The following is a 23,885-nucleotide window of genomic DNA, read 5'->3' as shown; positions in this document are numbered from 1 at the left end:
AGCCCCTCTCTGACGTCCCATCATGTCCCCCACCCGCACGTCGTCGGCCCTTCCCCTCGAACAGGTTCACGGGATGCATGCCCCCGCCTACGCGCCGTCACGCCTGGGATTCGCCGGTCCGGGGGGCGCCCGGGGGGCGCATCGGGGTAAGTCTCCGGCAGGCCGCGCGGAGCGGAGACCGCGCGGCGGCCGAGCGGAGGAGGAGCCGCGATGCATGACGACCGCCACCTGGTGGAAGGGCGCCTCGAACGGGCCGTGCGCCAGTACGTGCGCCCCGCGCAGTACGCGGCCAGGGTCCCGCTCACGCTGACCGCCTGGCACGCCCCCGGCGAGCCTCAACCCGTCTCCGAGGCGCTGAAGGCCGCCTACGAGCCGTTCGCGCCCGGCACCGCGTGGGGCGCGCCCTGGTCCACGAGCTGGTTCCGGCTGCGCGGCACCGTGCCGGACGACTGGGCGGGGCGCCGGGTGGAGGCGGTGATCGACCCGGGGTTCACCGGCGACGGGCCGGGCTTCCAGGCGGAGGGCATGGTGTACGACGCCGGGGGCGTCCCCCTGAAGGGCATCCACCCGCGTAACCGTCACGTCCCGGTGGCGGCGCCGGCGCGCGGGGGCGAGCAGGTGCACCTGCTGCTGGAGGCGGCGGCGAACCCCGCCGTCCTGCGGGACTTCCTGCCGACGCGCCTCGGGGACGTGCTGACCGCCGGGGACCGGCCCCTGTACCGGTTCGCCTCCGCCGAACTGGCCGTCCTGGAGGAGGAGGTGTGGCACCTGGTCCTGGACGTGGAGGTCCTCACCGAGCTGATGCACGAGCTGCCCACGGACCGGTCGCGGCGGCACGAGATCCTCCGGGCCCTGGAGGACATGCTCGACACCTTGGACCTGCATGACGTGTCCGGTACGGCCGCCGCCGCCCGCGCCCGGCTCGCGGACGTACTGGCGCGCCCGGCGTCGGCGAGCGCGCACCGGATCTCGGCGGCCGGGCACGCGCACATCGACTCGGCGTGGCTGTGGCCGCTGCGCGAGACGGTGCGCAAGGCGTCGCGGACGTTCGCCAATGTCACGGCGCTCGCGGAGGAGTACCCGGAGCTGGTGTTCGCCTGCTCGCAGGCGCAGCAGTACGCGTGGGTGCGCGATCACCAGCCGCACACATGGGAGCGCATCAAGAAGGCGGTCCACAAGGGCACCTGGGCGCCGGTGGGGTCGATGTGGGTGGAGTCGGACGCCAACATGCCGGGCGGTGAGGCGCTGGTGCGGCAGATCACGCACGGCAAGCGCTTCTTCCTCGACGAGCTGGGCGTGGAGACGGAGGAGATCTGGCTGCCGGACTCCTTCGGCTACACGGCGGCGTTCCCGCAGCTCGCGAGGCTCGCGGGGGTGCGGTGGTTCCTGACGCAGAAGCTGTCGTGGAACCAGTCGAACCGGATGCCGCACCACACGTTCTGGTGGGAGGGCATCGACGGCACCCGCGTCTTCACGCACTTCCCGCCGGTCGACACCTACAACTCGCAGATCCACGGGCGGGAACTGGCCCGGGCGGAGCGGAACTTCGCCGACAAGGGGCGCGCCAGCCGCTCCCTGGTTCCGTTCGGGTGGGGTGACGGCGGGGGCGGGCCCACCCGGGAGATGCTGGAGAAGGCGCGCCGGGTGCGGGACCTGGAGGGCTCGCCCCGGGTGACGGTCGAGCGGCCGGCGGCGTTCTTCGCGGCTGCCGAGGCTGAGTACGGGGAGCAGGCGCCGGTGTGGTCGGGCGAGCTGTACCTGGAGCTGCACCGGGCCACGTACACCACGCAGGCGAAGACCAAGCAGGGCAACCGGCGCAGTGAACACCTGCTTCGGGAGGCCGAGTTGTGGGCGACGGCGGCGGCAGTGCGGTCGCCCGCGTACCGCTATCCGTACGAGGAGCTGGACCGGATCTGGAAGACGGTGCTGCTGCACCAGTTCCACGACATCCTGCCGGGCTCGTCGATCGCGTGGGTGCACCGCGAGGCGCGGGCCACCTACGCGCGCGTGCGGGAGGAGCTGGAGGAGCTGATCGCGGGCGCGGTGGCGGCGCTGGGCGGCTCGGGGACGGCGGTGCTCAACGCCTCGCCGTACGCGCGCGAGGAGGTGGTGGAGATCGGCGGGCGGCGCCTGGCAGCGGTCCGGGTGCCACCGCTGGGTTCCGTGCGGCTCGGTCCGTCCGCCGACGTGCCGCCGGTGACCGCCCGTCGCGAGGACGGCGGCTTCGTCCTCGGCAACGGGCGCTTGCGGATCGTGGTCGACGCGGCGGACGGGACGCTGAGCTCGGTGTACGACGTGAGGGCGGGCCGGGAGGTACTGGCGCCGGGTGCCAGGGGGAACCTGCTGCAACTGCACCCGGACCACCCCAACCAGTGGGACGCCTGGGACATCGACCGGCACTACCGGCGTACGCACACGGACCTGACGGCCGCCGAGTCGGTGGAGCTGGTGGAGGAGGGGCCGCTCCGGGCGGCCGTCCGTGTCGTACGGGTCTTCGGCGCGGGGTCCCGCATCAGGCAGGAGGTCCGGCTGGACGCGGGAAGCGGGCGGGTCGATGTCCTCACCGATGTCGACTGGCGGGAGTCCGAGAAGGTGCTGAAGGCGGCCTTCCCGCTGGACGTCCAGGCGGAACGGTCGGCGGCCGAGATCCAGTTCGGGCACGTCCACCGCCCGACGCACACCAACACGGGCTGGGACGCCGCCCGGTTCGAGATCTGTGCGCACCGCTGGTTGCGGGTGGAGGAGCCGGGGTACGGGGTGGCCGTCCTGAACGACTCGACGTACGGGCACGACGTCACCCGGACGCCGCACGACGAGGGCCTCGGAACCACCGTGCGGCTGACGCTGCTGCGCGCCCCGCACTGCCCGGACCCCGAGACCGACCTCGGCCACCACCGCTTCCGGTACGCGCTGCTGCCCGGCTGTGCCACCGCTGACGCGGTGCGCGAGGGCCTGGCGCTGAACCTGCCGCTGCGGATCGCGGCTGCCGCGCCCGAGCCGGCGCCCCTGGTCGACACGGGGAACCCGGCCGTCACCGTCGAGTCGGTCAAGCTCGCCGACGACCGCAGCGGCGACGTGATCGTACGGCTCTACGAGTCGTGCGGGACGCGCACGCGGGCGACGCTCAGGCCGGCGTTCCCGGTCGCCCGCGCGTTCGTCACCGACTTGCTGGAACGGCCGCTGCACGAGGCCCCGGAGGGTCTCGCACTGGAGCTGCGGCCGTTCCGGATCGTCACCCTGCGCCTGGTCAGGGCCTAGGGACGTTGCGGAGGTTGGAGCGGGCCATCTGGAGCATCCGGCCCACTCCCCCGTCCAGCACGATCTTGCTGGCGGACAGCGCGAAGCCGGTCACCATCTCCGCCTTGATCTTCGGCGGGATGGACAGCGCGTTGGGGTCGGTGACGACGTCGACGAGCGCCGGGCCCTTGTGCTTGAAGGCGTCCTTGAGCGCGCCCGCGAGTTCCTTGGGCTTCTCCACCCGCACCCCGTACGCTCCGGCGGCGCGGGCGATGGCCGCGAAGTCGGGGTTGTGGTTCGCGGTGCCGTACGAGGGAAGGCCGGCCACCAGCATCTCCAGCTCGACCATGCCCAGCGAGGAGTTGTTGAACAGCACGACCTTCACCGGCAGGTCGTGCTGGATGAGGGTGAGGAAGTCCCCCATCAGCATGGAGAACCCGCCGTCGCCCGACATCGAGACGACCTGCCGCTTGCGGTCGGTGAACTGCGCGCCGATGGCCTGCGGCAGGGCGTTGGCCATCGAGCCGTGGCTGAACGAACCGATGATCCGGCGCCGCCCGTTGGGGGTGAGGTAGCGGGCCGCCCAGACGTTGCACATCCCCGTGTCGATGGTGAAGACCGCGTCGTCGTCGGCGATCTCGTCGAGGACCGACGCCACGTACTCGGGGTGGATCGGGACGTGCTTCTCGACCTTCCGCGTGTACGCCTTGACGACCCCTTCCAGGGCGTCGGCGTGCTTCTTCAGCATCTTGTCGAGGAACTTGCGGTCCGTCTTGGCGCGCACGCGCGGGGTGAGGCAGCGCAGCGTCTCGCGCACATCGCCCCAGACGGCCAGGTCGAGCTTGGAGCGGCGGCCGAGGTGCTCGGGCCGGACGTCCACCTGGACGATCTTCACATCGTCGGGCAGGAAGGCGTTGTACGGGAAGTCGGTGCCCAGCAGGATCAGCAGGTCGCACTCGTGGGTGGCCTCGTAGGCGGCGCCGTACCCGAGGAGCCCGCTCATCCCGACGTCAAAGGGATTGTCGTACTGGATCCATTCCTTGCCGCGCAGGGCGTGGCCGACCGGCGCCTTGATCCGCTCGGCGAACTGCATGACCTCCGGGTGCGCGCCCTTGGTGCCGCTGCCGCAGAACAGCGTGACCTTGTCGGCGTCGTCGATGAGCCGGGCCAGAGCGTCGATCTCGGCGTCGCCGGGGCGGACGGTGGGGCGCGAGGTGACGAGGGCGTGCTCGACGGCCTTCTCCGGGGCCTGCTCGGAGGCGATGTCCCCGGGCAGGGACACCACGCTGACGCCGCTGCGGCCGACGGCGTGCTGAATGGCCGTCTGGAGCAGCCGGGGCATCTGCTTGGGACTGGAGATCAGTTCGCTGTAGTGGCTGCACTCCTGGAACAGCCGGTCGGGGTGGGTCTCCTGGAAGTAGCCGAGCCCGATCTCGCTGGACGGGATGTGGGAAGCGAGGGCGAGGACGGGGGCCATCGAGCGGTGGGCGTCGTAGAGGCCGTTGATGAGGTGGAGGTTGCCGGGGCCGCAGGAGCCGGCGCAGGCGGCGAGCGTGCCGGTGATCTGGGCCTCGGCACCGGCCGCGAACGCGGCGGTCTCCTCGTGCCGGACCTGGATCCACTCGATCCCGGGAGTACGGCGGATGGCGTCGACGACGGGGTTCAGGCTGTCCCCGACGACCCCGTAGAGCCGCCGCACACCGGCGCGGACGAGGATGTCGACGAACTGTTCTGCCACATTCTGTTTGGCCATGGGTCCATCCATTCACGGCCCACGCGGTTACGCCTCCCAGATCGCCACACTCGTACGGTCATCGGCGTATCCCTTCACCCTCAACTGGGTGTCCGCCAGGAACTGGGCCAGGCCGGGCGGTTCGCCCGTCCCCCACCGCTCGGCCAGCTCCTTGGCGAGGGCCGGCTCGTCGCGCAGCGGCTCGGCGAGCCCGCGGCCGGCGAGCAGCAGCGTGTCACCGGGCCGGGCGACGGAGGCGCGGAAGCGGAACGGTTCGGCGGGCGGCGGGAGCGGGCCCTCGATGTACGGGGCCGGGGGCGTCGTGATGCCGAGGTCCATGGTCAGCCGGTCGCCCTGCGCGGTCTCGGCCGGCGGGGAGCCATAGCCGATCACCGGGTCGCCGGTGAGGGCGGACGGCTCCGGGACGGACGGTTCTATGTCCTGCCAGACCCCGTCCCGGAGGCGGAACAGCCCGCCGTCGCCGACGCCGAAGAACACCCGGGTGCGGCAGCCCGGGTCGGCGGTCAGCAGCAGGCAGCGCAGCCCGGCGGTGTACTCCTCGGGCGCCACGCCCAGATCGGCGGCGCGGGCGCGGAGCCTGCCGTAGGAGCGGTCGGTCAGCCGGTGCAGTCCGGACTTGAGGTCACCGCGGCGGCCGGCGCGGATGTCCCCGGCGAGCCGCGTGTGGCTGCGGCCGACGGCCTCGCCGATCCAGCGGCACGCGTCGGCGGCGGCGAGGTGCGCGCCCTCGGTGCCGCGCGCCCCGGTGGCGACGGCGACCAGCACGAGCGCGGCGTCGCCGGAGCCGAAGCGGGCGGTGAGCAGCGCGTCGCGGCGGGGTTCGCCCCGGAACCGCGCGGAGTCGCCCCGCACGGACGCGGCGCGCAGCGTGTACGTCCCGTACCGGGCGCCGTCCAGCACGGTGTCGGCGACGAGCTCGTCCAGCTCGTCCGCCCGCGCCTCCGGCAGGGCGACCGGCTCGGGCTCGTAGGTGGGCGGCCCGTCCCCGACGTGCTCCACGCGCGGGCGTGGCAGGCGGAACGTGCGCGGGGCGCCGCGGGGACCGTCCGCCGGGTCCTCGGGCTCCCAGGGGGCGCGGGCACGGCCCGGCGGCCCGGCGGCGACCGTGCCGGACGCCGTGTCCGGTGCGGAGCGGTCGTACAGCTTGTCCCACCAGTCGGTGGGTGGTTCCCCCTGTGGGCTCATGCCCTTAATTGTCGACCGCGCGGCGCGCACGAAAACGGCGTTCCGGGAAAAGTGGTCCGCCGGGCGACCCCACCCCCCACGGGAAGGACGGCCGGCGGAACCGCGTCGGAGAGTATGCGCTTTCGTCGAATCGTGAACCACATGTCCACGGAGTGGTCAGACCGGACCGGTCGGGGATGATGGGCGCGGGGTCGACAAGGGGGTTGCAGGGGTGCTGGCGGCGATAGGACTGGACGAACGGCAGGAGGCCGCGTACCGGGCGCTCGTGGCGCTGGGCGCGGCGGAGGTCGCGGACCTCGCGCACCGGCTGGCGCTGCCGGAGCCGGAGACCGAACGGGCGCTGCGGCGGTTGGAGTCGCACGGGCTGGCCGCGCGGTCCTCGGCGCGCCCCGGGCGGTGGGTGGCGGCGCCCCCGGCGGTGGCGCTGGGCGCGCTGCTGACGCGGCAGCGGGACGAGCTGGAGCGGGCGGAGCTGGCGGCGGCGACGCTCGCGGAGGAGTACCGGGCGGAGGCGGCGGAGCCGGCCCTGCACGACCTGGTGGAGGTGGTGCACGGCGCCAGTGCGGTGGCGCACCGCTCGCACCAGCTCCGGCTGGGCGCGGCCGGGGAGGTGTGCGCGCTGGTCCGGGGCACGCCGGTCGGCGAGCAGCCGGCGGGGGTGCCGTACCGCGTGGTGGTGGAGCGGGAGGCGCTGTCGGTGCCGGGCGGGATCACCGAGCTGTCGGCGGCGCTGGGGGACGGCGCGCGGCTGCGGGTGGCCGAGCGGGTGCCGGCGGTGCTGGTCGTCGCCGACCGGACGCTGGCGATGGTGGCACTGACCGGCCAGGAGCGGGACCGGGACGCGGAACCGGCGGCGCTGGTGGTGCACCCGAGCGGGCTGCTGGAGTCGCTGGTGGGCCTGTTCGAGGCCGTGTGGCGGGAGGCGCTGCCGCTGCGCCTGGGGGCGGACGGGGCGGTCGCGGAGGAGGGGTCGCCGGGCCCGGACGCGACGGACCTGGAGATCCTGTCGCTGCTGCTGGCGGGCCTGACGGACGCGAGCATCGCGAAGCAGTTGGACCTGGGCCTCCGAACGGTCCAGCGCCGGGTCAAGGGCCTGATGGAACTGGCGGGCGTCACGACCCGCCTCCAACTGGGCTGGCACGCCCACGAACGCGGCTGGGTGACCCGCGTCTGACGGCCGCCGGCCCGCGTCCGGCCCGCCTTTGACCTGCGGGAGCGGGGACGGTCCGGCAGGCTGGCCCCATGGGTGCGTGGCAGCTCCTCCTGGCGGGGCTGGTGATGCTGCTCGGTCTGTTCGGCGTGCTCGTGCCGGGCGTGCCGGGGGTGTGGCTGGTGTGGGCGGCGGTGATGTGGTGGTCGCTCCAGGCCCAGACCGGTCAGGCCTGGTGGCTGCTGGTCGGCGCCACCGCGCTGCTGCTGCTGACGCAGGTCGTCGTCTGGCAGCTCCCGGCGCGCCGGCTGCGCGGCGTCGGCGTGACCCGGCGGATGGTGGCGTACGCCGGTGTCGGCGCGCTGCTGGGGTTCATCCTGCTGCCGGTCGTCGGGGCCGTACCCGGGTACATCGGCGGGATCTACCTGTGCGAGCGGCTCCGGCTCGGCGGGCACCGCCCGGCCATGACGTCCACCCGGACGGTCATGCGGGCGATCGGGACGAGTGTGCTGGTGGAGCTGTTCGCGTGCCTGATGATCGTCGGTGCGTGGATGGGCGCGGTACTGGCCGAGAGCTGAGCAGGCGCGTGGCGTACGAGCGCCAGGGGCGCCATTCCTCCCGGTCCGCGTCCGCGCGGGGCGCCACGTCGGGGTCGCCGAGCGCCCGCATCCGGATCAGTGCGGCGGCCTCGTCGCTCACCCCGGGGACCGCGCGCAGCGCCCGCTCGGCCTCGTCGCGGTCGGCGCCCGCGTCGAGCCGCAGCTCCCCGCCCGCCAGGGCGGCGGCGAGCGGCCCGGCCACCGGGTGGCCGGTGAGCGTGCCCGGCTCGGGGAACACGTGAGTGAGCCCGCCGCACGGCACGTCCAGTTCCGTGCCGTACTCCTCGACCAGCCGCGCCGCCCCGGCCCGGCCCACCAGGGTCCGTACGGCGAACTCCTCGGGCTCGGCGGCGCCGGGCGACCGCGGCGCGAGCGCGGGATCGACGCCGAGCCGCTCGGCCACCGCGTACGGGTCGGCGTCCAGGTCGAACAGGCGCCGCAGCCGCTGTACGGCGGTGGTGAGGTCCCGCAGGTCGCTCAGGTGCATCCGCGCGTCCAGCCACCGGCCGCCCGACCGCTCGTCGACGGCGACGATCCCGGAGCCGTACGGCAGCCGCAGCGTACGCCGGTACGTCCGGGCGCCCGGTGCGCCCACGACCTCCTCCACGCCCTGGACGGCCTCCCCCTCCAGCAGGTCGAAGACCTCACGCGCCGCGTACGCGCCCCGGTACGCGAGCCGCAGCGGAATCCCCCCGGTCCCCGCACCCGCGCCGCGCGCCCGTGCCTCGGCGCGCAGCGCACTGGGCGTGCGCGCGTAGATCCGCCGCACCGTGTCGTTGAACTGCCGCACACTGGCGAACCCGGCCGCGAACGCGATCTCCGTCACGGGCAGCCGGGTCGTCTGCAACAGCACCCGCGCGGTGTGGGCGCGCTGCGCCCGGGCCAGCGCGACGGGACCGGCGCCCAGCTCGGCGTTGAGCTGCCGCTGCACCTGCCGCGCGCTGTACCCGAGCTTGTGGGCGAGCCCGGGCACGCCCTCCCGGTCGACGACCCCGTCGCCGATCATCCGCATGGCGCGCCCGACGACATCGGCGCGCACGTTCCAGGCGGCCGACCCCGGCACGGCGTCCGGCCTGCACCGCCGGCAGGCCCGGAAACCGTGCCGCTGCGCGGCGGCCGCGGTGGCGAAGAACCGCACGTTGCGCCGCTTGGGCGTGACGGCGGGGCAGCTCGGCCGGCAGTAGATGCCCGTGGTCTCGACGGCGAAGAAGAACTCGCCGTCGAACCGCGCGTCCCGGCTGCTGACCGCCTCGTACCTGGTGTCGTCGTCCTCCACGACACCCAGTCTCCGTGCCGGCGCCGCCACCCGCTGGCGGTTTTCGGACACCACGGTCGGGGCGCCCGCCCCTGGGTCCGGCGCACGCCCGTCAGCGGTCGCGGCCGCCGCGCTTGGCCTGGAGGGCCGCGCGGCCCGCCGCGGATTTGCGCTTCCAGTCCTTGAGGATCTCGGACCGCAGTCGGGCGTCGGTCTTCGCGACGATCCGCTGGTTCTCGCGCAGCAGCTTGCGGTAGCTGTCGAGCCGGCGTTCGGGCAGCGAGCCGTCCTCGATGGCGGCGAGGACCGCGCAGCCCGGTTCCGTGAGGTGTGCGCAGTCGTGGAAGCGGCACCCCTCCGCCAGTTCCTCGATCTCCGCGAAGACCTGGCCGACCCCGGCCTGGGCGTCCCACAGGCCGACGCCCCGCAGCCCCGGCGTGTCGATGAGGACGCCGCCGCCCGGGAGGGCGAGGAGGTTGCGGGTGGTCGTGGTGTGCCGGCCCTTGCCGTCGACCTCGCGCGTGGCCTGGACGGCCATGACGTCCTCGCCGAGCAGGGCGTTGGCGAGGGTCGACTTGCCGGCGCCCGAGGTGCCGAGCAGCACGCTCGTGCCGCCCGCGACGACGGCGGCGAGCACGTCGACGCCCTCGCCGTTGGCGGCGCTCACGGGCAGCACCGGCACACCGGGCGCGGCCGTCTCGACGTCCTGCACGAGGTACGACAGGCCGACCGGGTCGGGCACCAGGTCCGCCTTGGTGAGGACGACCAGCGGCTGGGCGCCCGATTCCCACGCCAGGGCGAGGAACCGTTCGATCCGGCCGAGGTCCAGCTCGACGGAGAGCGGCACGGCGATGATCGCGTGGTCGACGTTGGCGGCGAGGATCTGCCCCTCGGACCGCTGGGAGGAGGTGGAGCGTACGAAGGCGGTGCGGCGCGGCAGGTACGCGCGCACGTAACGGGGGTTGCCGTCGGTCTCGACGGCGGCCCAGTCGCCGGTGCAGATGACCCGGAGGGGGTCGTGCGGGGTGACGAAGGCGGTGTCCGCGCGGACGACGCCGTCCGCGGTGACGACGTCGCACTGGCCGCGGTCCACCCGTACGACCCGGCCGGGCACCAGGCCCTGGCCGGCGTACGGGGCGAACTCGGCCTCCCAGTGGGCGTCCCAGCCGTACGGGGAGAGGGCGTGCGAGGGCGACGGAACGGAAGCGAGAGACAAGGGGGAACCCTTCGAAGGGTGGCCCCGGGCGGCGCCCGCTGCGGGCGATGTGTCAGCCGGTGACCACGGAGGTGAAATGACGGAACGTCCGGATGTGGGCAGCGCCCATCGCAATGACAGCCATCGGTCACACCTCCTGGTCATTCGCTCGCGGTTGTGCGGAACGCGCTCACCTTAAGCAGTCGGCCGGTGAACGCGCCAAGGGTTTTTTCCTACACCGCCTTCAGCGTCGCGGCGCCGAACGAGACGTCGAAGCGGTCGCACCAGATGCTGACGCTGGTGTACGTGTTGAGGTCGAACTCCTTGGGCAGCTCGTAGTTCTGGTCGCCCTTGTTGCCCTTGAGGTCGCCCAGGCTCAGGTAGGCGCCGTCGTCGAAGACGTGCCAGCCGGCCTTGCCCTCGCGCACGGGGGCGTCGGTGACCCAGACCTTCAGGTCGGGGCCGTTGCTGGTGTCGAGGTTCTCGATCCGCAGGATCCGGGACCCGTCGGCCAGTCGCACCACGCTTACGGTGCCAGTGGTGCTGTGCTCATGGCTGATCAGGGTGCCGGTGGCGAGCGTCTGCGGCCCGGCCGGCCGGGTGGGCTTGGCCGAGGGGTCCGCCGAGGGGTCGGCGGGCGCGGTGGACGGGGCTGCCGGCGGCACGGCCTCGCTCACCGTCTGGTCCGCCCACAGCTTCCACGGCTGGAACCAGTAGAGCCCGAAGCCCACCGCCGCCAGCACGAGCACCAGGGCTCCGATCACCACCGGACTGGTCATCAGACGTCGTACGCGTGTCACCGCTGCCTCCTCGTTCCCGCATGTCCTGCATCCCATTCAACGCGGGAAAGGCCCAGTTGAGGCCGGTGATCCGATGACGAAAGTCTTACGGCGGCGAAAGTCCTACGGCGCGGCGGGCAGGGTGACCTCGAAGCGGCAGCCGCCCTCGACGTTGTGCACGCCCGCGTGGCCGTCGTGCGCCTCGACGATGCCGCGCACGATGGCCAGGCCCAGCCCGGCGCCCGCGGGCGGGGTACGGGCGGCGGTGCCGCGCCAGCCGGTGTCGAACACCCGCGGCAGGTCGTCCTCCGGGATGCCGCCGCACCCGTCGGTGACGGAGAGGACCACCTCGTCGGCGCGGCGCTCGGCGGCGACGGCGACCGTGCCGTCGGGCGGCGTGCGGCGGATGGCGTTGACCAGGAGGTTGGCCAGCACCCGGGTCATCTCCCGGCCGTCCACCTCGACCGGCACGGCGTCGACCCGCTCGCCGACCAGCCGCACGCCCAGCTCCCGGGCGAGCGGGTCGGCGCCCGCCATGGCCTCACCGACCAGGTCGTACACGGAGATCCGGGACGGGGTGAGCCCCAGCGTGCCGGCGTGGATGCGGGACAGGTCGAAGAGGTCGCCGACCATGGCGTTGAGCCGGTCCACCTCGGTGCGGATCTGCCGGAAGTAGCGCTGCGGGTCGGGCGCGACGCCGTCCTCCAGGGCCTCCGACATGGCGCGCACTCCGGCGAGCGGCGTGCGCAGGTCGTGCGATATCCACGCGACGAGGTCGCGCCGGGAGGCCTCCAGGGCCTGCTCGCGCTCGCGCGACGCGGCGAGTCTGGCGCTGGTGGCGGCCAGTTCCCGGCTGAGCGCCGCCAACTCGGCGGTGGAGGCGCCGTCCGGGGCGGCGAAGCTGCCGCCCTCGCCGAACGAGCGGGCGGCGAGGGTCAGTTCCCGGCTTCGGGCGACGACCCAGCGGCCGAGCACCAGGGCGGTGACGAGCGAGACGACCGCGGCCATGGCGACGACCGTGGTGACGACGGAGAAGTCGTGCGGGTCGAGGAACATCGCCTTGCAGACGGTCAGGGTGCCCGCCAGCATCGCGGTCACCGTGACGGCGGCGACGACCGTCAGCGAGACCACGACCGACCGGTGGCGCAGGGCGCGCAGGGCCAGGGCTCCGAGGAGCCCCGCGCCGGACGCCCCCGCCATGGCGTACCCCGCAATAAGCAGCAGGTCACGCATCGGGGCCTCCCTCATCGGCATCCCCCGCCTCGAAGCGGTACCCCACGCCCCACACCGTCCGGATCAGCCGGGGGTTCGCCGGGTCGTCCTCGACCTTGCCGCGCAGCCGCCGCACATGGACGGTGACGGTCGACAGGTCGCCGAACTCCCAGCCCCACACCTCGCGCATCAGGGCCTCCCTGCTGTGTGCCTGGCCGGGGTGGCGCATGAGGTGGCTGAGCAGGTCGAACTCGCGCAGCGTCAGCGACAGCTCCCGGCCGTTCCTGGTGGCCCGGCGGGCGGCCGGGTCGAGCGTGATGCCCGCGGCCCGCGCGGGCGCGGCGGCCGGGGGCGCGGCGCTGCGGCGCAGCACGGACTCGACGCGCAGCACCAGTTCGCGCGGGCTGAACGGCTTGGTCACGTAGTCGTCGGCGCCGACCTCCAGGCCCAGGATGCGGTCCTCCTCGTCGCCGCGCGCGGTGAGCATGATGACCGGCACCGGGCCCTGCTCGCGCAGGGTGCGGCACACCTCCAGGCCGTCCATGCCGGGCAGCATCAGGTCGAGGACGACGAGGTCGGGCCGGTGCGCGGCGGCGAGCCGCAGCGCCTCGGGGCCGTCGGCGGCCCGGGTCACGGCGAACCCGGCCCGCTCCAGGTAGCCCGCGACGACCTCCGAGACCGTGGGGTCGTCGTCCACGACGAGGATGTTCCGCATGTCGCCAGTGTCACTCATGGCACCGACAACAACCCATGACGATCCGGTGACGTCCGCCGGCGTCCGATTCATACAAGACGCGGCTGTGCGGCGCTGCCTACCGTCGCCGTATGACTACCGAACGGACCACCGCACCCCGGCTCGACGGGATCGGCCTCGTCGTCGCCGACATGGCCGCCTCCCTCGCCTTCTACCGCCGTCTCGGCCTGGACATCCCGGCCGGGGCCGAATCCGCCCCGCACGTGGAGGTCACCCTGCCCGGTGGCGTGCGGGTCCTGTGGGACACCGAGGAGGTGATCCGGTCGTTCGATCCGGACTGGGCCCGTCCGAGCGGCGGGGACCGGGTGGGTCTGGCGTTCCGCTGCGCGAGCCCCGCCGAGGTCGACGCGACCTACGAGGCGCTGGTCGCGGCCGGTCACCGGGGCCACCTGAAGCCGTGGGACGCGGTGTGGGGCCAGCGCTACGCGGTGGTGCTGGATCCGGACGGCTGCGGGGTGTCCCTGTTCGCCGACCGGGCGTAGGCGCCCAGCGTGGTGCCGCCCAGGGCGCGCATCTCCCGCGCGAGGTGCGCCTGGTCGGTGCAGCCCGCCTCGGCCGCCGCCCGCGCGTAGGGCACGCCCGCCCGTACGAGCGCGAGGGCGCGTTGCAGCCGCAGCACCCGGGCCAGCGTCTTGGGCCCGTACCCGAAGGCGTCCAGCGACCGCCGGTGCAACTGCCGGGCGCCCAGCCCGACGGCCTCGGCCGCCCGGGCGACGGTCAGCCCGGCGTTCAGGCCCGCGACGGCGGCCCGCAGCAGCGGGTCGGGGCGCGGGGCGTCGGCGGCGCACCGCAGGGCCAGGTCCTCCAGCGCGGCGGCCGGGTCGGCGGCCTCCCCCACCCGCTCGGCCAGCTGCCGCACCCGGCCGCCCGGCCACAGGGCGGCGAGCTCCACGCGCCGGTCGCGCAGTTCGTGGGCGGGGACGCCGAGCAGCGTGGGGGCGTCCCCGGGGGCGAAGCGCACGCCTGCGTAAGGGGCGCCGGGGTGCTCGGGGATGTACGCCCGGGTGTCGGGCCCGGCGACGTACAGCCGTCCCTCGCTCCACAGCAGGTCCATGCAGCCGTCGGGCAGCACGGAGAAGGGGGCCGCCGGCCCGCCGCCGGTAACGGCCGTACGGGTCCAGACAACGGCGCCGTCGAGCCGCGAGGGCCGTTCCTCGTACACCCGTCCAAGGCTAGACGGAGCCGCCCTCGTCCCGGCCCCTGTCCTTGTCCCTGTCCTTCTCCCTGTCCCTGTCCTTGTCCTTGCCCCGGTCGCGTTCCCGTTCCTTCTCCTTCGGGGTGTGCAGCCGGGACTTCACGTCGTCGGGCGGCAGGAACCGCGACCAGCGCTCGGGGAACTCCGACGGCATGTCCGGGTCCTCGTCGTCCAGGCCCTCGACCGCCGCCTTGGCCCGCGCGACCAGCGCCGCGGCCTCGGCCGTGCGGGCGCGTTCGTTCTCGGCGCGGGCGGCCGCCGTGGTGGCGGCGGGCCAGACGCGGTCGATCGCCGCGTTCACCGCGGCGCCGACCAGGACCGCGAAGGCGGAGATGCCGATCCAGAGCAGGACGGCGATGGGCGCGGCGAGCGAGCCGTAGATCGTCGGGCCCTCGACCGTGCTGGTGAGGTAGATGCGCAGCAGGAAGCTGCCGAGCACCCACATGGCGAGGGCCACCAGCGCGCCGGGGACGTCCTCGATCCAGGGCGAGCGCACCGGGACGGACACGTGGTAGAGGGTGGTGAGGAAGGCGATGGACAGCAGGATGACGACCGGCCAGTACAGGACGGAGACGACCTCGGTGCCCCAGGGCACCAGTTCCACCACCCGGTCGGGGCCGACCACCGCCAGCGGCAGGACGACCGCGCCGATGAGCAGGGCGACGATGTAGAGCAGGAAGGCCAGCAGCCGGGTGGCGACGATGCCGCGGTGGCCGTCCAGGCCGTACATCACGGTGATGGTGTCGATGAAGACGTTCACCGCCCGCGAGCCGGACCACAGCGCGATGGCGAAACCGATCGAGATGATGTCCGGGCGGCCGCCGTGGGTGACGTCGGCCAACAGCGGTTTGGCGATCTCGTTGACGCCCCGGTCGGACAGGACCGTGCCGACCGCCCCGAGGATGTTGCGCTCGATGGAGGCGACGGTGGTGGTGTCCGTCCACTCGTCGATGTAGCCGAGGAGCCCGATGAGGCCGAGCATCAGGGGCGGCAGCGACAGGAGGGTGAAGAACGCCGCCTCGGCGGCGAGGCCGAGGATCCGGTACTCGATGCACGAATTGACGGTGTCCTTCAGGAGCAGCCAGACCATCCTCCGCTTCGAGACGTTGCGGTAGAGGGCCCGGGCCCGGTGGAGTCTGCCCTGGGGCCGAGGAGGCCCCGGGGGTGTTTCATTTGCTGCCTGCACCTCCTTACCGTATCCGCATGGCGACCACCACCCACACAGTGACCAACCAGCCTCCGCCCCTGGTCGGGTACGACGTCTTCACCGCCGATCATGCGCTGACCGAGGCCGTGGAGCGTCACCTTCCGCTCGAACTCCTCGACGAGGCCCGCCAGGAGCTCTCCAAGCTCGGCACCACCGCCGGGTCCGCCCAGGCGCAGGAGTGGGGGTTCCTCGCCAACGAGAACCCGCCGAAGCTGCGCACCCACGACCGGTACGGCCACCGGATCGACCACGTCGACTTCCACCCCGCCTGGCACCGGCTGCTCGGCCACGCGGTGACGAACGGGCTCACCAACGCCTGGGGCCGGCCGGGCGGTCACGTGCGGCGCGCCGCCGGGTTCCTGGTGTGGACGCAGACGGAGGCGGGGCACGGCTGCCCGCTGTCGATGACGCACGCCGCCGTCCCGGCGCTGCGCACCGACCCGGCGCTCGCGGCCTTCTGGGAGCCGAAGCTGACGTCCCAGATCTACGAGGGCGAGGAGCTGCGGCCGGCCGCCGACAAGACCGGTGTGCTCTTCGGGATGGGCATGACGGAGAAGCAGGGCGGCAGCGACGTACGGGCGAACACGACGGCCGCGACTCCCCTGGAGGCGGACGGGGAGTACGTCCTGACGGGGCACAAGTGGTTCTGCTCGGCACCCATGTCCGATGCCTTCCTGGTGCTGGCGCAGGCGCCCGGGGGCCTGACGTGCTTCCTGGTGCCGCGTGTGCTGGAGGACGGTAACCGGAATGTGTTCCGGATCCAGCGGCTGAAGGACAAGCTCGGCAACCGGTCGAACGCGTCGAGCGAGGTGGAGTTCGACGGCACGTGGGCGCGCCGGGTCGGTGAGGAGGGGCGCGGGGTGCGCACCATCATCGAGATGGTGGCGGCGACCCGGCTGGACTGTGTGGTCGGCTCGGCCGCGCTGATGCGGCAGGCGGTGGCGCAGGCGGTGCACCACGCCGCGTACCGCAGCGCGTTCGGCGGCGTGCTGATCGAGAAGCCGCTGATGCGCAACGTCCTGGCCGATCTGGCGCTGGAGTCGGAGGCGGCGACGACGCTGGCGATGCGGCTGGCGGCCGCGTACGACTCCGACAGCGAGCAGGAGAAGGCGTTCCTGCGGATCGCGGTTCCGGCGGCCAAGTACTGGGTGACGAAGCGGTGTACGCCGGTGACGGCGGAGGCGCTGGAGTGCCTGGGCGGCAACGGGTACGTGGAGGAGTCCGGGATGCCCCGGCTGCTGCGTGAGTCGCCGCTGAACTCCATCTGGGAGGGCTCGGGCAACGTGCAGGCGCTGGACGTGCTGCGGGCGCTCCAGAGGGAGCCGCAGGCGCTGAACGCCTTCCTGGAGGAGGTCGGCCGGGCGCGCGGCGCGGACCACCGGCTGGACGGGGCCATCAAGGACCTGCTGGCCGAACTGGCGGACCTGGACGGCATCGAGGCCCGGGCCCGGCGGCTGGTGGAGCGGATGGCGCTGGTACTCCAGGGGTCGCTGCTGGTGCGCTGGGCGCCGTCGGCGGTCGCGGACGCGTTCTGCGCCTCGCGGCTGGGCGGGGACTGGGGCTCGGCCTTCGGGACGCTGCCGCACACCCTGGACCTGACGGGCGTGGTGGAGCGGGCGCGGGCGGTGGTCTGAACCCCCGGAACCTACGGCGAGTGAACCGAAGGGGCGCGACTGTGTCGAAAGGGAGAACGCGCGGAGGCCCCCGAGGAACGAGGGGGTCGAGCACGATCGACCGTCGACACAGGCTCAGGCGCCCCGGAGGAGAACCGAGCCCTAAAAAAGGGGATGGGCGCGGGCCGTGTGTCCAGTCGGCCCGCGCCCGGAGAGCGGCTGGGATGGTGCTGCGCCGACACGGCACCATCCCGTCGCCCTACCACTCTCGTACGGGCGCGCGGCCGTGCGCGAGAGTTGCAAAGGGTTGCAGCGTTGTGGGCGATATCGGAGCGCACCGCCGCGGGGGCAGAGGAGGATGGGGTGACACGTACCAGCCACCAGGCGGGGCGGCAGCGGGGAGGACCGGTGCGTCAGGCCACAGTCGACATGACACGGCTCGCCGCGATGGACACGCGCGAGGCGGCGTTGCTGCTCAAGGGCGTGCGGGACGCGGCGCTGAAGGGCGGGCGGTCCCCGCTGGCGCCGCGCGCCGACATCCGCGAGTCGTGGCAGCGGATGCTGCGCAAGGGGGTGGATCCGGACAAGGACCACCGTTCGGGGCTGCTGCCGCCGGGGGAGATCGAGCGGCGCCGTGCCGCCTCGCCGCTGGCGGAGCTGCTGCCGGTGCTGCGGGAGGGGCTGGTGTCCTGCTCGGCCGGGTCCGACGCGGTGGAGCACATCATGGTCGTGGCGGACGCCGAGGGCCGGGTGCTGTGGCGCGAGGGCAGTGCGGCCGTGCTGCGGAAGGCGGACGGGCACGGGTTCGAACCGGGTGCCGACTGGACGGAGACGACGGTCGGGACGAACGGGGTGGGCACCGCGCTGGTGACCCGCCGCCCGGTGCAGGTGCACTCGGCGGAGCACTTCGTCTCGACGCACCACTCGTGGACGTGCGCGGGCGCGCCGATCACCGATCCACGGGACGGGCGACTGCTCGGCGCGGTGGACGTGAGCGGTCCGCTGGCCACGATGCACCCGGCGACGCTGATGCTGGTGAGTTCGGTGGCCCGGCTGGCGGAGGCGGAGCTGCGCAACCGGCACTTCGCCGATCTGGCGCGACTGCGTGCCGTGGCGGCGCCGATCCTGTGCCGGGTGGGCGGCAGGGCGCTGGCGGTGGACACGCACGGCTGGCTGGCGGGGGTGACCGGGATGCCGCCGGTGGACCGGCTGCCGCTGCCCGCGTCGTTCCGGGCGGGCCGGGTGTGGCTGCCGTCGCTGGGCACGTGCGAGGTGGAGCCGCTGCCCGGCGGGTGGCTGCTGCGGCCGGTGGACGAGGAGGAGCGGGCGGCGGGCACGTCGAGCCGGGCGGTGCTGGACGTGAGCCGGCCGCGCCGCTGGTCGCTGGAGGTGTCGGGGGCGGCGGGGAGCTGGACGCAGGAGCTGAGCCCGCGCCACGCCGAGCTGCTGTACCTGCTGGCCCTGCACCCGGCCGGCCGTACGGCCGCGGAGCTGGCGTACGACGTGTTCGGCGACCGCACCCGTACGGTGACGGTCCGGGCCGAGATGTCCCGGGTGCGCCGCACTCTCGCGGGCGTGCTGGACCACCGCCCGTACCGCTTCCGCGAGGAGGTGGAGGTGGAGGTGGTCCGCCCCGAGGACCCGGCGGACCTGCTCCCCCACTCCACGGCCCCGGCCGTACTCGCGTCGCGGGGTCAGGAGGGGGCGGGGTAGCCGATCGCCCCGCCGGCCGGGCGCGTGGTTCCCTTACGGGCATGAGCATCACCGTGACCACCTGGTCCCTCGAACAGACCTCCCCCGGCGATCTGCGTCCGGCCGCCGAGCCCTCCGGGGACATCCGGATCGTGCGCGCCGAGGTGCCCTCGCCCGAGTTCAGCCGGTTCCTCTATACGGCGGTGGGCGGCGACATCCGCTGGACGGACCGGCTCGGGCTGACGTACGCCCAGTGGCGGGAGATCGTCGAGCGGCCCGGGGCCGAGACGTGGGTGGCGTACGACCGGGGGACGCCGGCCGGGTACGTGGAGCTGGACCCGCAGGACGACGGGGTCGTGGAGATCATCTACTTCGGGCTGATACCGGCGTTCCGGGGGCGGCGGATCGGCGGGCACCTGCTGTCGTACGGTGTGGCGCGCGCCTGGGACCTGGCGGAGCGGTGGCCGGGTCGGGCGCCGACGAAGCGGGTGTGGCTGCACACCTGCTCCCTGGACGGGGAGCACGCGATGGACAACTATCTGCGTCGTGGCTTCAGGCTCTTCGACACCAAGGTGACGGAGGAGCCGGAGACGGCCGCCCCGGGGCCGTGGCCGGGGGCGGGCACCGTCTGAGCGGCCGGCCGCTCGACCGTCGGCCCCCTCGCCCCGGGCGCGGGGGCCGGCCCGGATCCGAGTGATCCACAACACACGCGTCCACGATGCGGGACACCTATGTCCATATCGTGGACGAACCTGGACTGGGTCCAAAGTCCCATGGCACGCTTCCGTCATGTCTCGAGCTGGAATTGCCTTGGTGAGTCGGCGGCACGTCGACCTCGGCCGCATGTCCAGCGCCATCTGTCCGGTGAGCTGATCAGACCAGCACCACCGCGATCCCCGAACTTCTGAACCCCCAGCGCACCGCCGCGCCACCCCCTGCTCAGCGCGCGAGTGTGCAGGTCAGAGCCGCCCTCCTGCAGTCCCGAAGGACGTATCGTCATGGCCGCCACCCCGGAAAAGCCCGCCTCCGCCACCGCCCGTCGCAAGACCGGGCGCCACCGTGGCGAGGGTCAGTGGGCCGTGGGCCACTTCACGCCCCTCAACGGCAACGAGCAGTTCAAGAAGGACGACGACGGTCTCAACGTACGGACACGCATTGAGACGATCTACTCCAAGGCCGGCTTCGACTCCATCGACCCCAACGACCTGCGCGGCCGGATGCGCTGGTGGGGCCTCTACACCCAGCGCAAGCCCGGGATCGACGGCGGCAAGACCGCGATCCTGGAGCCGGAGGAGCTGGACGACGAGTACTTCATGCTGCGCGTCCGCATCGACGGCGGGCGGCTGACCACCGAGCAGCTCCGGGTCATCGGTGAGATCTCGCAGGAGTTCGCGCGCGGGACCGCCGACATCACGGACCGGCAGAACGTCCAGTACCACTGGATCCGGATCGAGGACGTGCCCGAGATCTGGAACCGCCTGGAGGCCGTGGGCCTGTCCACGACCGAGGCGTGCGGTGACACCCCGCGCGTCATCCTCGGCTCGCCGGTCGCCGGCATCGCCGAGGACGAGATCATCGACGGCACCCCGGCCATCGATGAGATCCACCGCCGGATCGTGGGCAACAAGGACTTCTCCAACCTGCCCCGCAAGTTCAAGTCGGCGATCTCCGGCTCCCCGCTGCTCGACGTGGCGCACGAGATCAACGACATCGCCTTCGTCGGCGTGAACCACCCCGAGCACGGCCCCGGCTTCGACCTCTGGGTCGGCGGCGGCCTGTCCACCAACCCCAAGATCGGTGTGCGGCTCGGCGCCTGGGTCCCGCTCGACGAGGTCCCGGACGTCTACGAGGGCGTCATCTCGATCTTCCGCGACTACGGGTACCGCCGGCTGCGCAACCGCGCCCGCCTGAAGTTCCTGGTCGCCGACTGGGGCGCCGAGAAGTTCCGCCGGGTGCTGGAGGACGAGTACCTCAAGCGCCCGCTCCTCGACGGCCCGGCGCCCGAGCAGCCCGTCCAGCAGTGGCGTGACCACGTGGGCGTGCACCGGCAGAAGGACGGCCGGTTCTACGTCGGCTTCGCGCCGCGCGTCGGCCGCGTCGACGGCGCCACGCTCACCAAGATCGCCGAGGTGGCGGCGGCGCACGGCTCCGGCCGGCTGCGGACCACCGCCGAGCAGAAGATGCTCGTCCTCGACGTCGAGGAGGCGCAGGTCGAATCGCTGGTCGCGGGCCTTGAGGCGCTGGACCTCCAGGTCAAGCCGTCGCCGTTCCGGCGCGGCACGATGGCCTGCACCGGCATCGAGTTCTGCAAGCTGGCGATCGTCGAGACCAAGGCGCGCGGCGCGTCGCTGATCGACGAGCTGGAGCGCCGCATCCCGGACTTCGACGAGCCGATCACCATCAACATCAACGGCTGCCCCAACGCCTGCGCGCGTATCCAGGTGGCGGACATCGGTCTCAAGGGCCAGCTCGTGCTCGACGACGAGGGCAACCAGGTGGAGGGCTACCAGGTCCACCTCGGCGGCGCCCTCGGCCTGGAGGCGGGCTTCGGCCGCAAGGTGCGTGGCCTGAAGGTCACCTCCGCCGAGCTGCCCGACTACATCGAGCGGGTCCTCACGCGCTTCCAGGCGGAGCGCGAGGACGGCGAGCGCTTCGCCACTTGGGCGGCGCGCGCGTCGGAGGAGGCCCTGTCGTGAGCGAGCGTGCGGCGCCCTTCTACTGCCCGTACTGCGGCGACGAGGACCTGCGTCCCAGCGAGCAGGGCCACGGCGCGTGGGAATGCGCGGCATGCAATCGAGCCTTCCAGTTGAAGTTCCTCGGGCTGCTGAACCGGGGACTTCAGCGCAACGACGGTGGAGGGGAAGCGATATGACGGCGATTCAGAGCAAGGAAGAGCTCAAGGCGCTCGCCGAGCGGGCGGGCCGGGACCTCGAGGAGGCGTCGCCCCTGGAGATCCTGAAGTGGGCGGCCGACACCTTCGGCCCGCGCTTCTGCGTCACCTCCTCCATGGAGGACGCGGTCGTCGCCCACCTCGCCTCCCGGGCCTTCCCGGGCGTGGACGTCGTCTTCCTCGACACCGGCTACCACTTCCCCGAGACCATCGGGACCCGTGACGCGGTCGAGGCCGTGATGGACGTCAACGTCATCACCCTCACGCCGCGCCAGACGGTGGCCGAGCAGGACGCCGAGTACGGCCCGAAGCTGCACGACCGCGACCCGGACCTGTGCTGCGCGCTGCGCAAGGTCAAGCCCCTCGAAGAGGGCCTGACCGCGTACGACGCGTGGGCGACCGGGCTGCGCCGCGACGAGTCCCCGACCCGGGCGAACACTCCGGTCGTCGGCTGGGACGAGAAGCGGCAGAAGGTCAAGATCTCGCCGATCGCCCGCTGGACGCAGGACGACGTCGACGCGTACGTCGCCGAGCACGGCGTCCTGACCAACCCGCTGCTGATGGACGGGTACGCCTCCGTCGGCTGCGCGCCCTGCACGCGCCGCGTGCTGGAGGGCCAGGACGCACGGGCCGGCCGCTGGGCGGGCCGGGCGAAGACCGAGTGCGGGCTGCACGGCTGATGACGACTGTGGGAGAAGAGAACGTGACTGGGGCCACCATCTGGCTCACCGGGCTGCCGAGCGCCGGCAAGACCACGATCGCCTACGAACTGGCGGACCGGCTGCGTGCCGAGGGCCGCCGGGTCGAGGTGCTCGACGGTGACGAGATCCGCGAGTTCCTCTCGGCGGGCCTCGGATTCAGCCGCGAGGACCGGCACACCAACGTGCAGCGGATCGGCTTCGTCGCCGAGCTGCTGGCGTCGAACGGTGTGCACGTCCTGGTGCCCGTCATCGCCCCGTACGCGGACAGCCGGGAGGCCGTGCGCAAGCGCCACCAGCAGGAAGGCACTCCGTACGTCGAGGTGCACGTCGCCACTCCGGTGGAGGTGTGCTCCGTACGGGATGTGAAGGGGCTGTACGCCAAGCAGGCCGCGGGCGAGATCAGCGGCCTGACCGGTGTGGACGACCCGTACGAGGAGCCGGAGACGCCGGACCTCAGGATCGAGTCCCAGAACCAGACCGTGCAGGAGTCCGCCGCGGCGGTCCACGCCCTGCTGACCGAGAGGGGACTGGCATGACCACCGTGGCCAATGTTCACGAGGAGACCGACAGCCCGTTCGCGCTGTCGCACCTGGACTCCCTGGAGTCCGAGGCGGTGCACATCTTCCGCGAGGTGGCGGGTGAGTTCGAGCGGCCGGTGATCCTGTTCTCCGGCGGCAAGGACTCGATCGTCATGCTGCACCTGGCGCTGAAGGCGTTCGCCCCGGCCGCCATCCCGTTCTCGCTGCTGCACGTCGACACCGGGCACAACTTCCCCGAGGTCATCGAGTACCGCGACCGTACGGTCGAGAAGTACGGGCTGCGCCTGCACGTGGCGTCCGTGCAGGACTACATCGACCGGGGCGTCCTCAAGGAGCGCCCGGACGGCACCCGCAACCCGTTGCAGACCGTGCCGCTGACCGAGGCCATCCAGGAGCACCGTTTCGACGCCGTGTTCGGCGGCGGGCGGCGCGACGAGGAGAAGGCGCGGGCGAAGGAGCGGGTGTTCTCGCTGCGCGACGAGTTCTCGCAGTGGGACCCGCGCCGGCAGCGGCCCGAGCTGTGGCAGCTCTACAACGGCCGGCACGCGCCCGGTGAGCACGTGCGCGTGTTCCCGCTGTCCAACTGGACCGAGCTGGACGTGTGGCAGTACATCGAGCGCGAGGGCATCGAGCTGCCGCAGATCTACTTCGCGCACGAGCGTGAGGTGTTCTCCCGCAACGGCATGTGGCTGACGGCCGGTGAGTGGGGCGGCCCCAAGGACACCGAGCCGGTGGAGAAGCGGATGATCCGCTACCGCACCGTCGGCGACATGTCCTGCACCGGTGCCGTCGACTCCGACGCCACCACGCTCCAGGCCGTGATCGCCGAGATCGCCGCGTCCCGGCTCACCGAGCGGGGCGCCACCCGCGCCGACGACAAGCTGTCCGAGGCCGCGATGGAAGACCGCAAGCGCGAAGGGTACTTCTAG

General features: G+C 73.0%; 22 protein-coding genes. 13 read left to right on the top strand and 9 right to left on the bottom strand.

All coding sequences use genetic code 11. The features are described 5' to 3' along the window. Positions 1 to 210 precede the first annotated feature (210 nt). Positions 211 to 3,258 (top strand): glycoside hydrolase family 38 C-terminal domain-containing protein, encoded by a 3,048-nt coding sequence (locus AB0J57_RS32925; RefSeq protein WP_366132058.1) that lies wholly within the window; start codon positions 211 to 213, stop codon positions 3,256 to 3,258. Here the strand turns inward: AB0J57_RS32925 and AB0J57_RS32920 are convergent. Further along, complete coding sequence (locus AB0J57_RS32920; RefSeq protein ID WP_366132057.1) at positions 3,248 to 4,990, bottom strand: pyruvate dehydrogenase; 1,743 nt, start codon at positions 4,988 to 4,990, stop codon at positions 3,248 to 3,250. The genes AB0J57_RS32925 and AB0J57_RS32920 overlap by 11 nt on opposite strands. A 27-nt stretch (positions 4,991 to 5,017) precedes the next feature. Next, positions 5,018 to 6,175 (bottom strand): protein phosphatase 2C domain-containing protein, encoded by a 1,158-nt coding sequence (locus AB0J57_RS32915; RefSeq protein ID WP_366132056.1) that lies wholly within the window; start codon positions 6,173 to 6,175, stop codon positions 5,018 to 5,020. A gap of 211 nt (positions 6,176 to 6,386) precedes the next feature. Here AB0J57_RS32915 and AB0J57_RS32910 point away from each other — a divergent pair, with 211 nt between their 5' ends. Continuing rightward, positions 6,387 to 7,349: a helix-turn-helix domain-containing protein gene (locus AB0J57_RS32910; RefSeq protein WP_366132055.1), complete on the top strand. Its 963-nt coding sequence runs from the start codon at positions 6,387 to 6,389 to the stop codon at positions 7,347 to 7,349. 68 nt (positions 7,350 to 7,417) lie between these two features. Further along, on the top strand, positions 7,418 to 7,903 hold the full coding sequence (locus tag AB0J57_RS32905) for a DUF456 domain-containing protein (RefSeq protein WP_366132054.1): 486 nt from the start codon (positions 7,418 to 7,420) through the stop codon (positions 7,901 to 7,903). Here AB0J57_RS32905 and AB0J57_RS32900 read toward each other — a convergent pair. From AB0J57_RS32900 to AB0J57_RS32880, 5 genes are all read right to left on the bottom strand, one after another. After that, positions 7,809 to 9,200: an Ada metal-binding domain-containing protein gene (locus tag AB0J57_RS32900; RefSeq protein ID WP_366132053.1), complete on the bottom strand. Its 1,392-nt coding sequence runs from the start codon at positions 9,198 to 9,200 to the stop codon at positions 7,809 to 7,811. The two genes, AB0J57_RS32905 and AB0J57_RS32900, sit on opposite strands and share 95 nt — an antisense overlap. 91 nt (positions 9,201 to 9,291) lie before the next feature. Beyond that, a complete protein-coding gene (rsgA, locus tag AB0J57_RS32895) occupies positions 9,292 to 10,395 on the bottom strand; it encodes a ribosome small subunit-dependent GTPase A (protein WP_366132052.1) in 1,104 nt (367 codons plus the stop codon). Between the two features lie 212 nt (positions 10,396 to 10,607). Beyond that, positions 10,608 to 11,153, bottom strand: coding sequence for a DM13 domain-containing protein (locus tag AB0J57_RS32890; protein ID WP_366132104.1), 546 nt, complete (start codon positions 11,151 to 11,153; stop codon positions 10,608 to 10,610). 123 nt (positions 11,154 to 11,276) lie between these two features. After that, positions 11,277 to 12,386, bottom strand: coding sequence for a HAMP domain-containing sensor histidine kinase (locus tag AB0J57_RS32885; RefSeq protein ID WP_366132051.1), 1,110 nt, complete (start codon positions 12,384 to 12,386; stop codon positions 11,277 to 11,279). Further along, positions 12,379 to 13,098, bottom strand: a complete 720-nt coding sequence (locus AB0J57_RS32880) for a response regulator transcription factor (protein WP_366132050.1) — start codon at positions 13,096 to 13,098, stop codon at positions 12,379 to 12,381. Before AB0J57_RS32880 ends, AB0J57_RS32885 begins: the two co-directional genes overlap by 8 nt. Before the next feature lie 92 nt (positions 13,099 to 13,190). Between AB0J57_RS32880 and AB0J57_RS32875 the strand changes: the two genes are divergently transcribed. Further along, a complete protein-coding gene (locus AB0J57_RS32875; protein WP_366132049.1) occupies positions 13,191 to 13,601 on the top strand; it encodes a VOC family protein in 411 nt (136 codons plus the stop codon). On the opposite strand, the gene AB0J57_RS32870 is transcribed toward AB0J57_RS32875, so the two are convergent. Both AB0J57_RS32870 and AB0J57_RS32865 read right to left on the bottom strand, forming a co-directional pair. After that, positions 13,541 to 14,281 (bottom strand): helix-turn-helix domain-containing protein, encoded by a 741-nt coding sequence (locus AB0J57_RS32870; RefSeq protein WP_366132048.1) that lies wholly within the window; start codon positions 14,279 to 14,281, stop codon positions 13,541 to 13,543. The genes AB0J57_RS32875 and AB0J57_RS32870 overlap by 61 nt on opposite strands. Positions 14,282 to 14,291: 10 nt before the next feature. Beyond that, the gene (locus AB0J57_RS32865) at positions 14,292 to 15,500 is read right to left on the bottom strand and encodes a YhjD/YihY/BrkB family envelope integrity protein (protein ID WP_366132047.1); all 1,209 of its coding nucleotides are present in this window, start codon (positions 15,498 to 15,500) and stop codon (positions 14,292 to 14,294) included. A 17-nt stretch (positions 15,501 to 15,517) separates the two neighbouring features. On the opposite strand from AB0J57_RS32865, the gene AB0J57_RS32860 reads away from it, so the two are divergent. From AB0J57_RS32860 to cysD, 9 genes are all read left to right on the top strand, one after another. Next, positions 15,518 to 17,155 (top strand): acyl-CoA dehydrogenase family protein, encoded by a 1,638-nt coding sequence (locus AB0J57_RS32860; protein ID WP_366132046.1) that lies wholly within the window; start codon positions 15,518 to 15,520, stop codon positions 17,153 to 17,155. 387 nt (positions 17,156 to 17,542) lie between these two features. Further along, positions 17,543 to 18,847: a GAF domain-containing protein gene (locus AB0J57_RS32855; protein WP_366132045.1), complete on the top strand. Its 1,305-nt coding sequence runs from the start codon at positions 17,543 to 17,545 to the stop codon at positions 18,845 to 18,847. 41 nt (positions 18,848 to 18,888) lie between these two features. Continuing rightward, positions 18,889 to 19,458 carry a GNAT family N-acetyltransferase gene (locus AB0J57_RS32850; RefSeq protein WP_366132044.1) on the top strand — a complete coding sequence of 190 codons (570 nt, stop codon included), beginning with the start codon at positions 18,889 to 18,891 and terminating at the stop codon, positions 19,456 to 19,458. Between the two features lie 157 nt (positions 19,459 to 19,615). Next, the gene (locus tag AB0J57_RS32845; protein ID WP_312846103.1) at positions 19,616 to 19,699 is read left to right on the top strand and encodes a putative leader peptide; all 84 of its coding nucleotides are present in this window, start codon (positions 19,616 to 19,618) and stop codon (positions 19,697 to 19,699) included. Positions 19,700 to 19,824: 125 nt separating this feature from the next. Beyond that, positions 19,825 to 21,522 (top strand): nitrite/sulfite reductase, encoded by a 1,698-nt coding sequence (locus AB0J57_RS32840; RefSeq protein ID WP_366132043.1) that lies wholly within the window; start codon positions 19,825 to 19,827, stop codon positions 21,520 to 21,522. After that, positions 21,519 to 21,698: a hypothetical protein gene (locus tag AB0J57_RS32835; RefSeq protein ID WP_366132042.1), complete on the top strand. Its 180-nt coding sequence runs from the start codon at positions 21,519 to 21,521 to the stop codon at positions 21,696 to 21,698. Before AB0J57_RS32840 ends, AB0J57_RS32835 begins: the two co-directional genes overlap by 4 nt. Then, a complete protein-coding gene (locus tag AB0J57_RS32830; RefSeq protein WP_366132041.1) occupies positions 21,695 to 22,396 on the top strand; it encodes a phosphoadenylyl-sulfate reductase in 702 nt (233 codons plus the stop codon). Before AB0J57_RS32835 ends, AB0J57_RS32830 begins: the two co-directional genes overlap by 4 nt. Beyond that, entirely contained in the window at positions 22,396 to 22,953 is a 558-nt protein-coding gene (gene cysC, locus AB0J57_RS32825; RefSeq protein ID WP_084899471.1) for an adenylyl-sulfate kinase, read from the top strand. The genes AB0J57_RS32830 and cysC overlap by 1 nt, the downstream gene beginning before the upstream one ends. Next, positions 22,950 to 23,885 (top strand): sulfate adenylyltransferase subunit CysD, encoded by a 936-nt coding sequence (gene cysD, locus AB0J57_RS32820; protein WP_366132040.1) that lies wholly within the window; start codon positions 22,950 to 22,952, stop codon positions 23,883 to 23,885. The genes cysC and cysD overlap by 4 nt, the downstream gene beginning before the upstream one ends.

The sequence above is a fragment of the Streptomyces sp. NPDC049837 genome (assembly GCF_040674455.1).
Classification (GTDB): Bacteria; Actinomycetota; Actinomycetes; order Streptomycetales; family Streptomycetaceae; genus Streptomyces.
This window is presented reverse-complemented; position numbering and strand designations above follow the sequence as displayed.

Excerpts from the sequence above, each read along its gene's own strand:
- AB0J57_RS32830 (WP_366132041.1), top strand. The coding sequence starts at position 21,695 with ATGACGGCGATTCAGAGCAAGGAAGAGCTCAAGGCGCTCGCCGAGCGG.
- AB0J57_RS32875 (WP_366132049.1), top strand. The coding sequence starts at position 13,191 with ATGACTACCGAACGGACCACCGCACCCCGGCTCGACGGGATCGGCCTC.
- AB0J57_RS32920 (WP_366132057.1), bottom strand. The coding sequence starts at position 4,990 with ATGGCCAAACAGAATGTGGCAGAACAGTTCGTCGACATCCTCGTCCGC.
- AB0J57_RS32840 (WP_366132043.1), top strand. The coding sequence starts at position 19,825 with ATGGCCGCCACCCCGGAAAAGCCCGCCTCCGCCACCGCCCGTCGCAAG.
- AB0J57_RS32880 (WP_366132050.1), bottom strand. The coding sequence starts at position 13,098 with ATGAGTGACACTGGCGACATGCGGAACATCCTCGTCGTGGACGACGAC.
- AB0J57_RS32860 (WP_366132046.1), top strand. The coding sequence starts at position 15,518 with ATGGCGACCACCACCCACACAGTGACCAACCAGCCTCCGCCCCTGGTC.
- AB0J57_RS32885 (WP_366132051.1), bottom strand. The coding sequence starts at position 12,386 with ATGCGTGACCTGCTGCTTATTGCGGGGTACGCCATGGCGGGGGCGTCC.
- AB0J57_RS32905 (WP_366132054.1), top strand. The coding sequence starts at position 7,418 with ATGGGTGCGTGGCAGCTCCTCCTGGCGGGGCTGGTGATGCTGCTCGGT.
- cysC (WP_084899471.1), top strand. The coding sequence starts at position 22,396 with ATGACGACTGTGGGAGAAGAGAACGTGACTGGGGCCACCATCTGGCTC.
- AB0J57_RS32845 (WP_312846103.1), top strand. The coding sequence starts at position 19,616 with ATGTCTCGAGCTGGAATTGCCTTGGTGAGTCGGCGGCACGTCGACCTC.
- cysD (WP_366132040.1), top strand. The coding sequence starts at position 22,950 with ATGACCACCGTGGCCAATGTTCACGAGGAGACCGACAGCCCGTTCGCG.
- AB0J57_RS32850 (WP_366132044.1), top strand. The coding sequence starts at position 18,889 with ATGAGCATCACCGTGACCACCTGGTCCCTCGAACAGACCTCCCCCGGC.
- AB0J57_RS32925 (WP_366132058.1), top strand. The coding sequence starts at position 211 with ATGCATGACGACCGCCACCTGGTGGAAGGGCGCCTCGAACGGGCCGTG.
- AB0J57_RS32890 (WP_366132104.1), bottom strand. The coding sequence starts at position 11,153 with ATGACCAGTCCGGTGGTGATCGGAGCCCTGGTGCTCGTGCTGGCGGCG.
- AB0J57_RS32915 (WP_366132056.1), bottom strand. The coding sequence starts at position 6,175 with ATGAGCCCACAGGGGGAACCACCCACCGACTGGTGGGACAAGCTGTAC.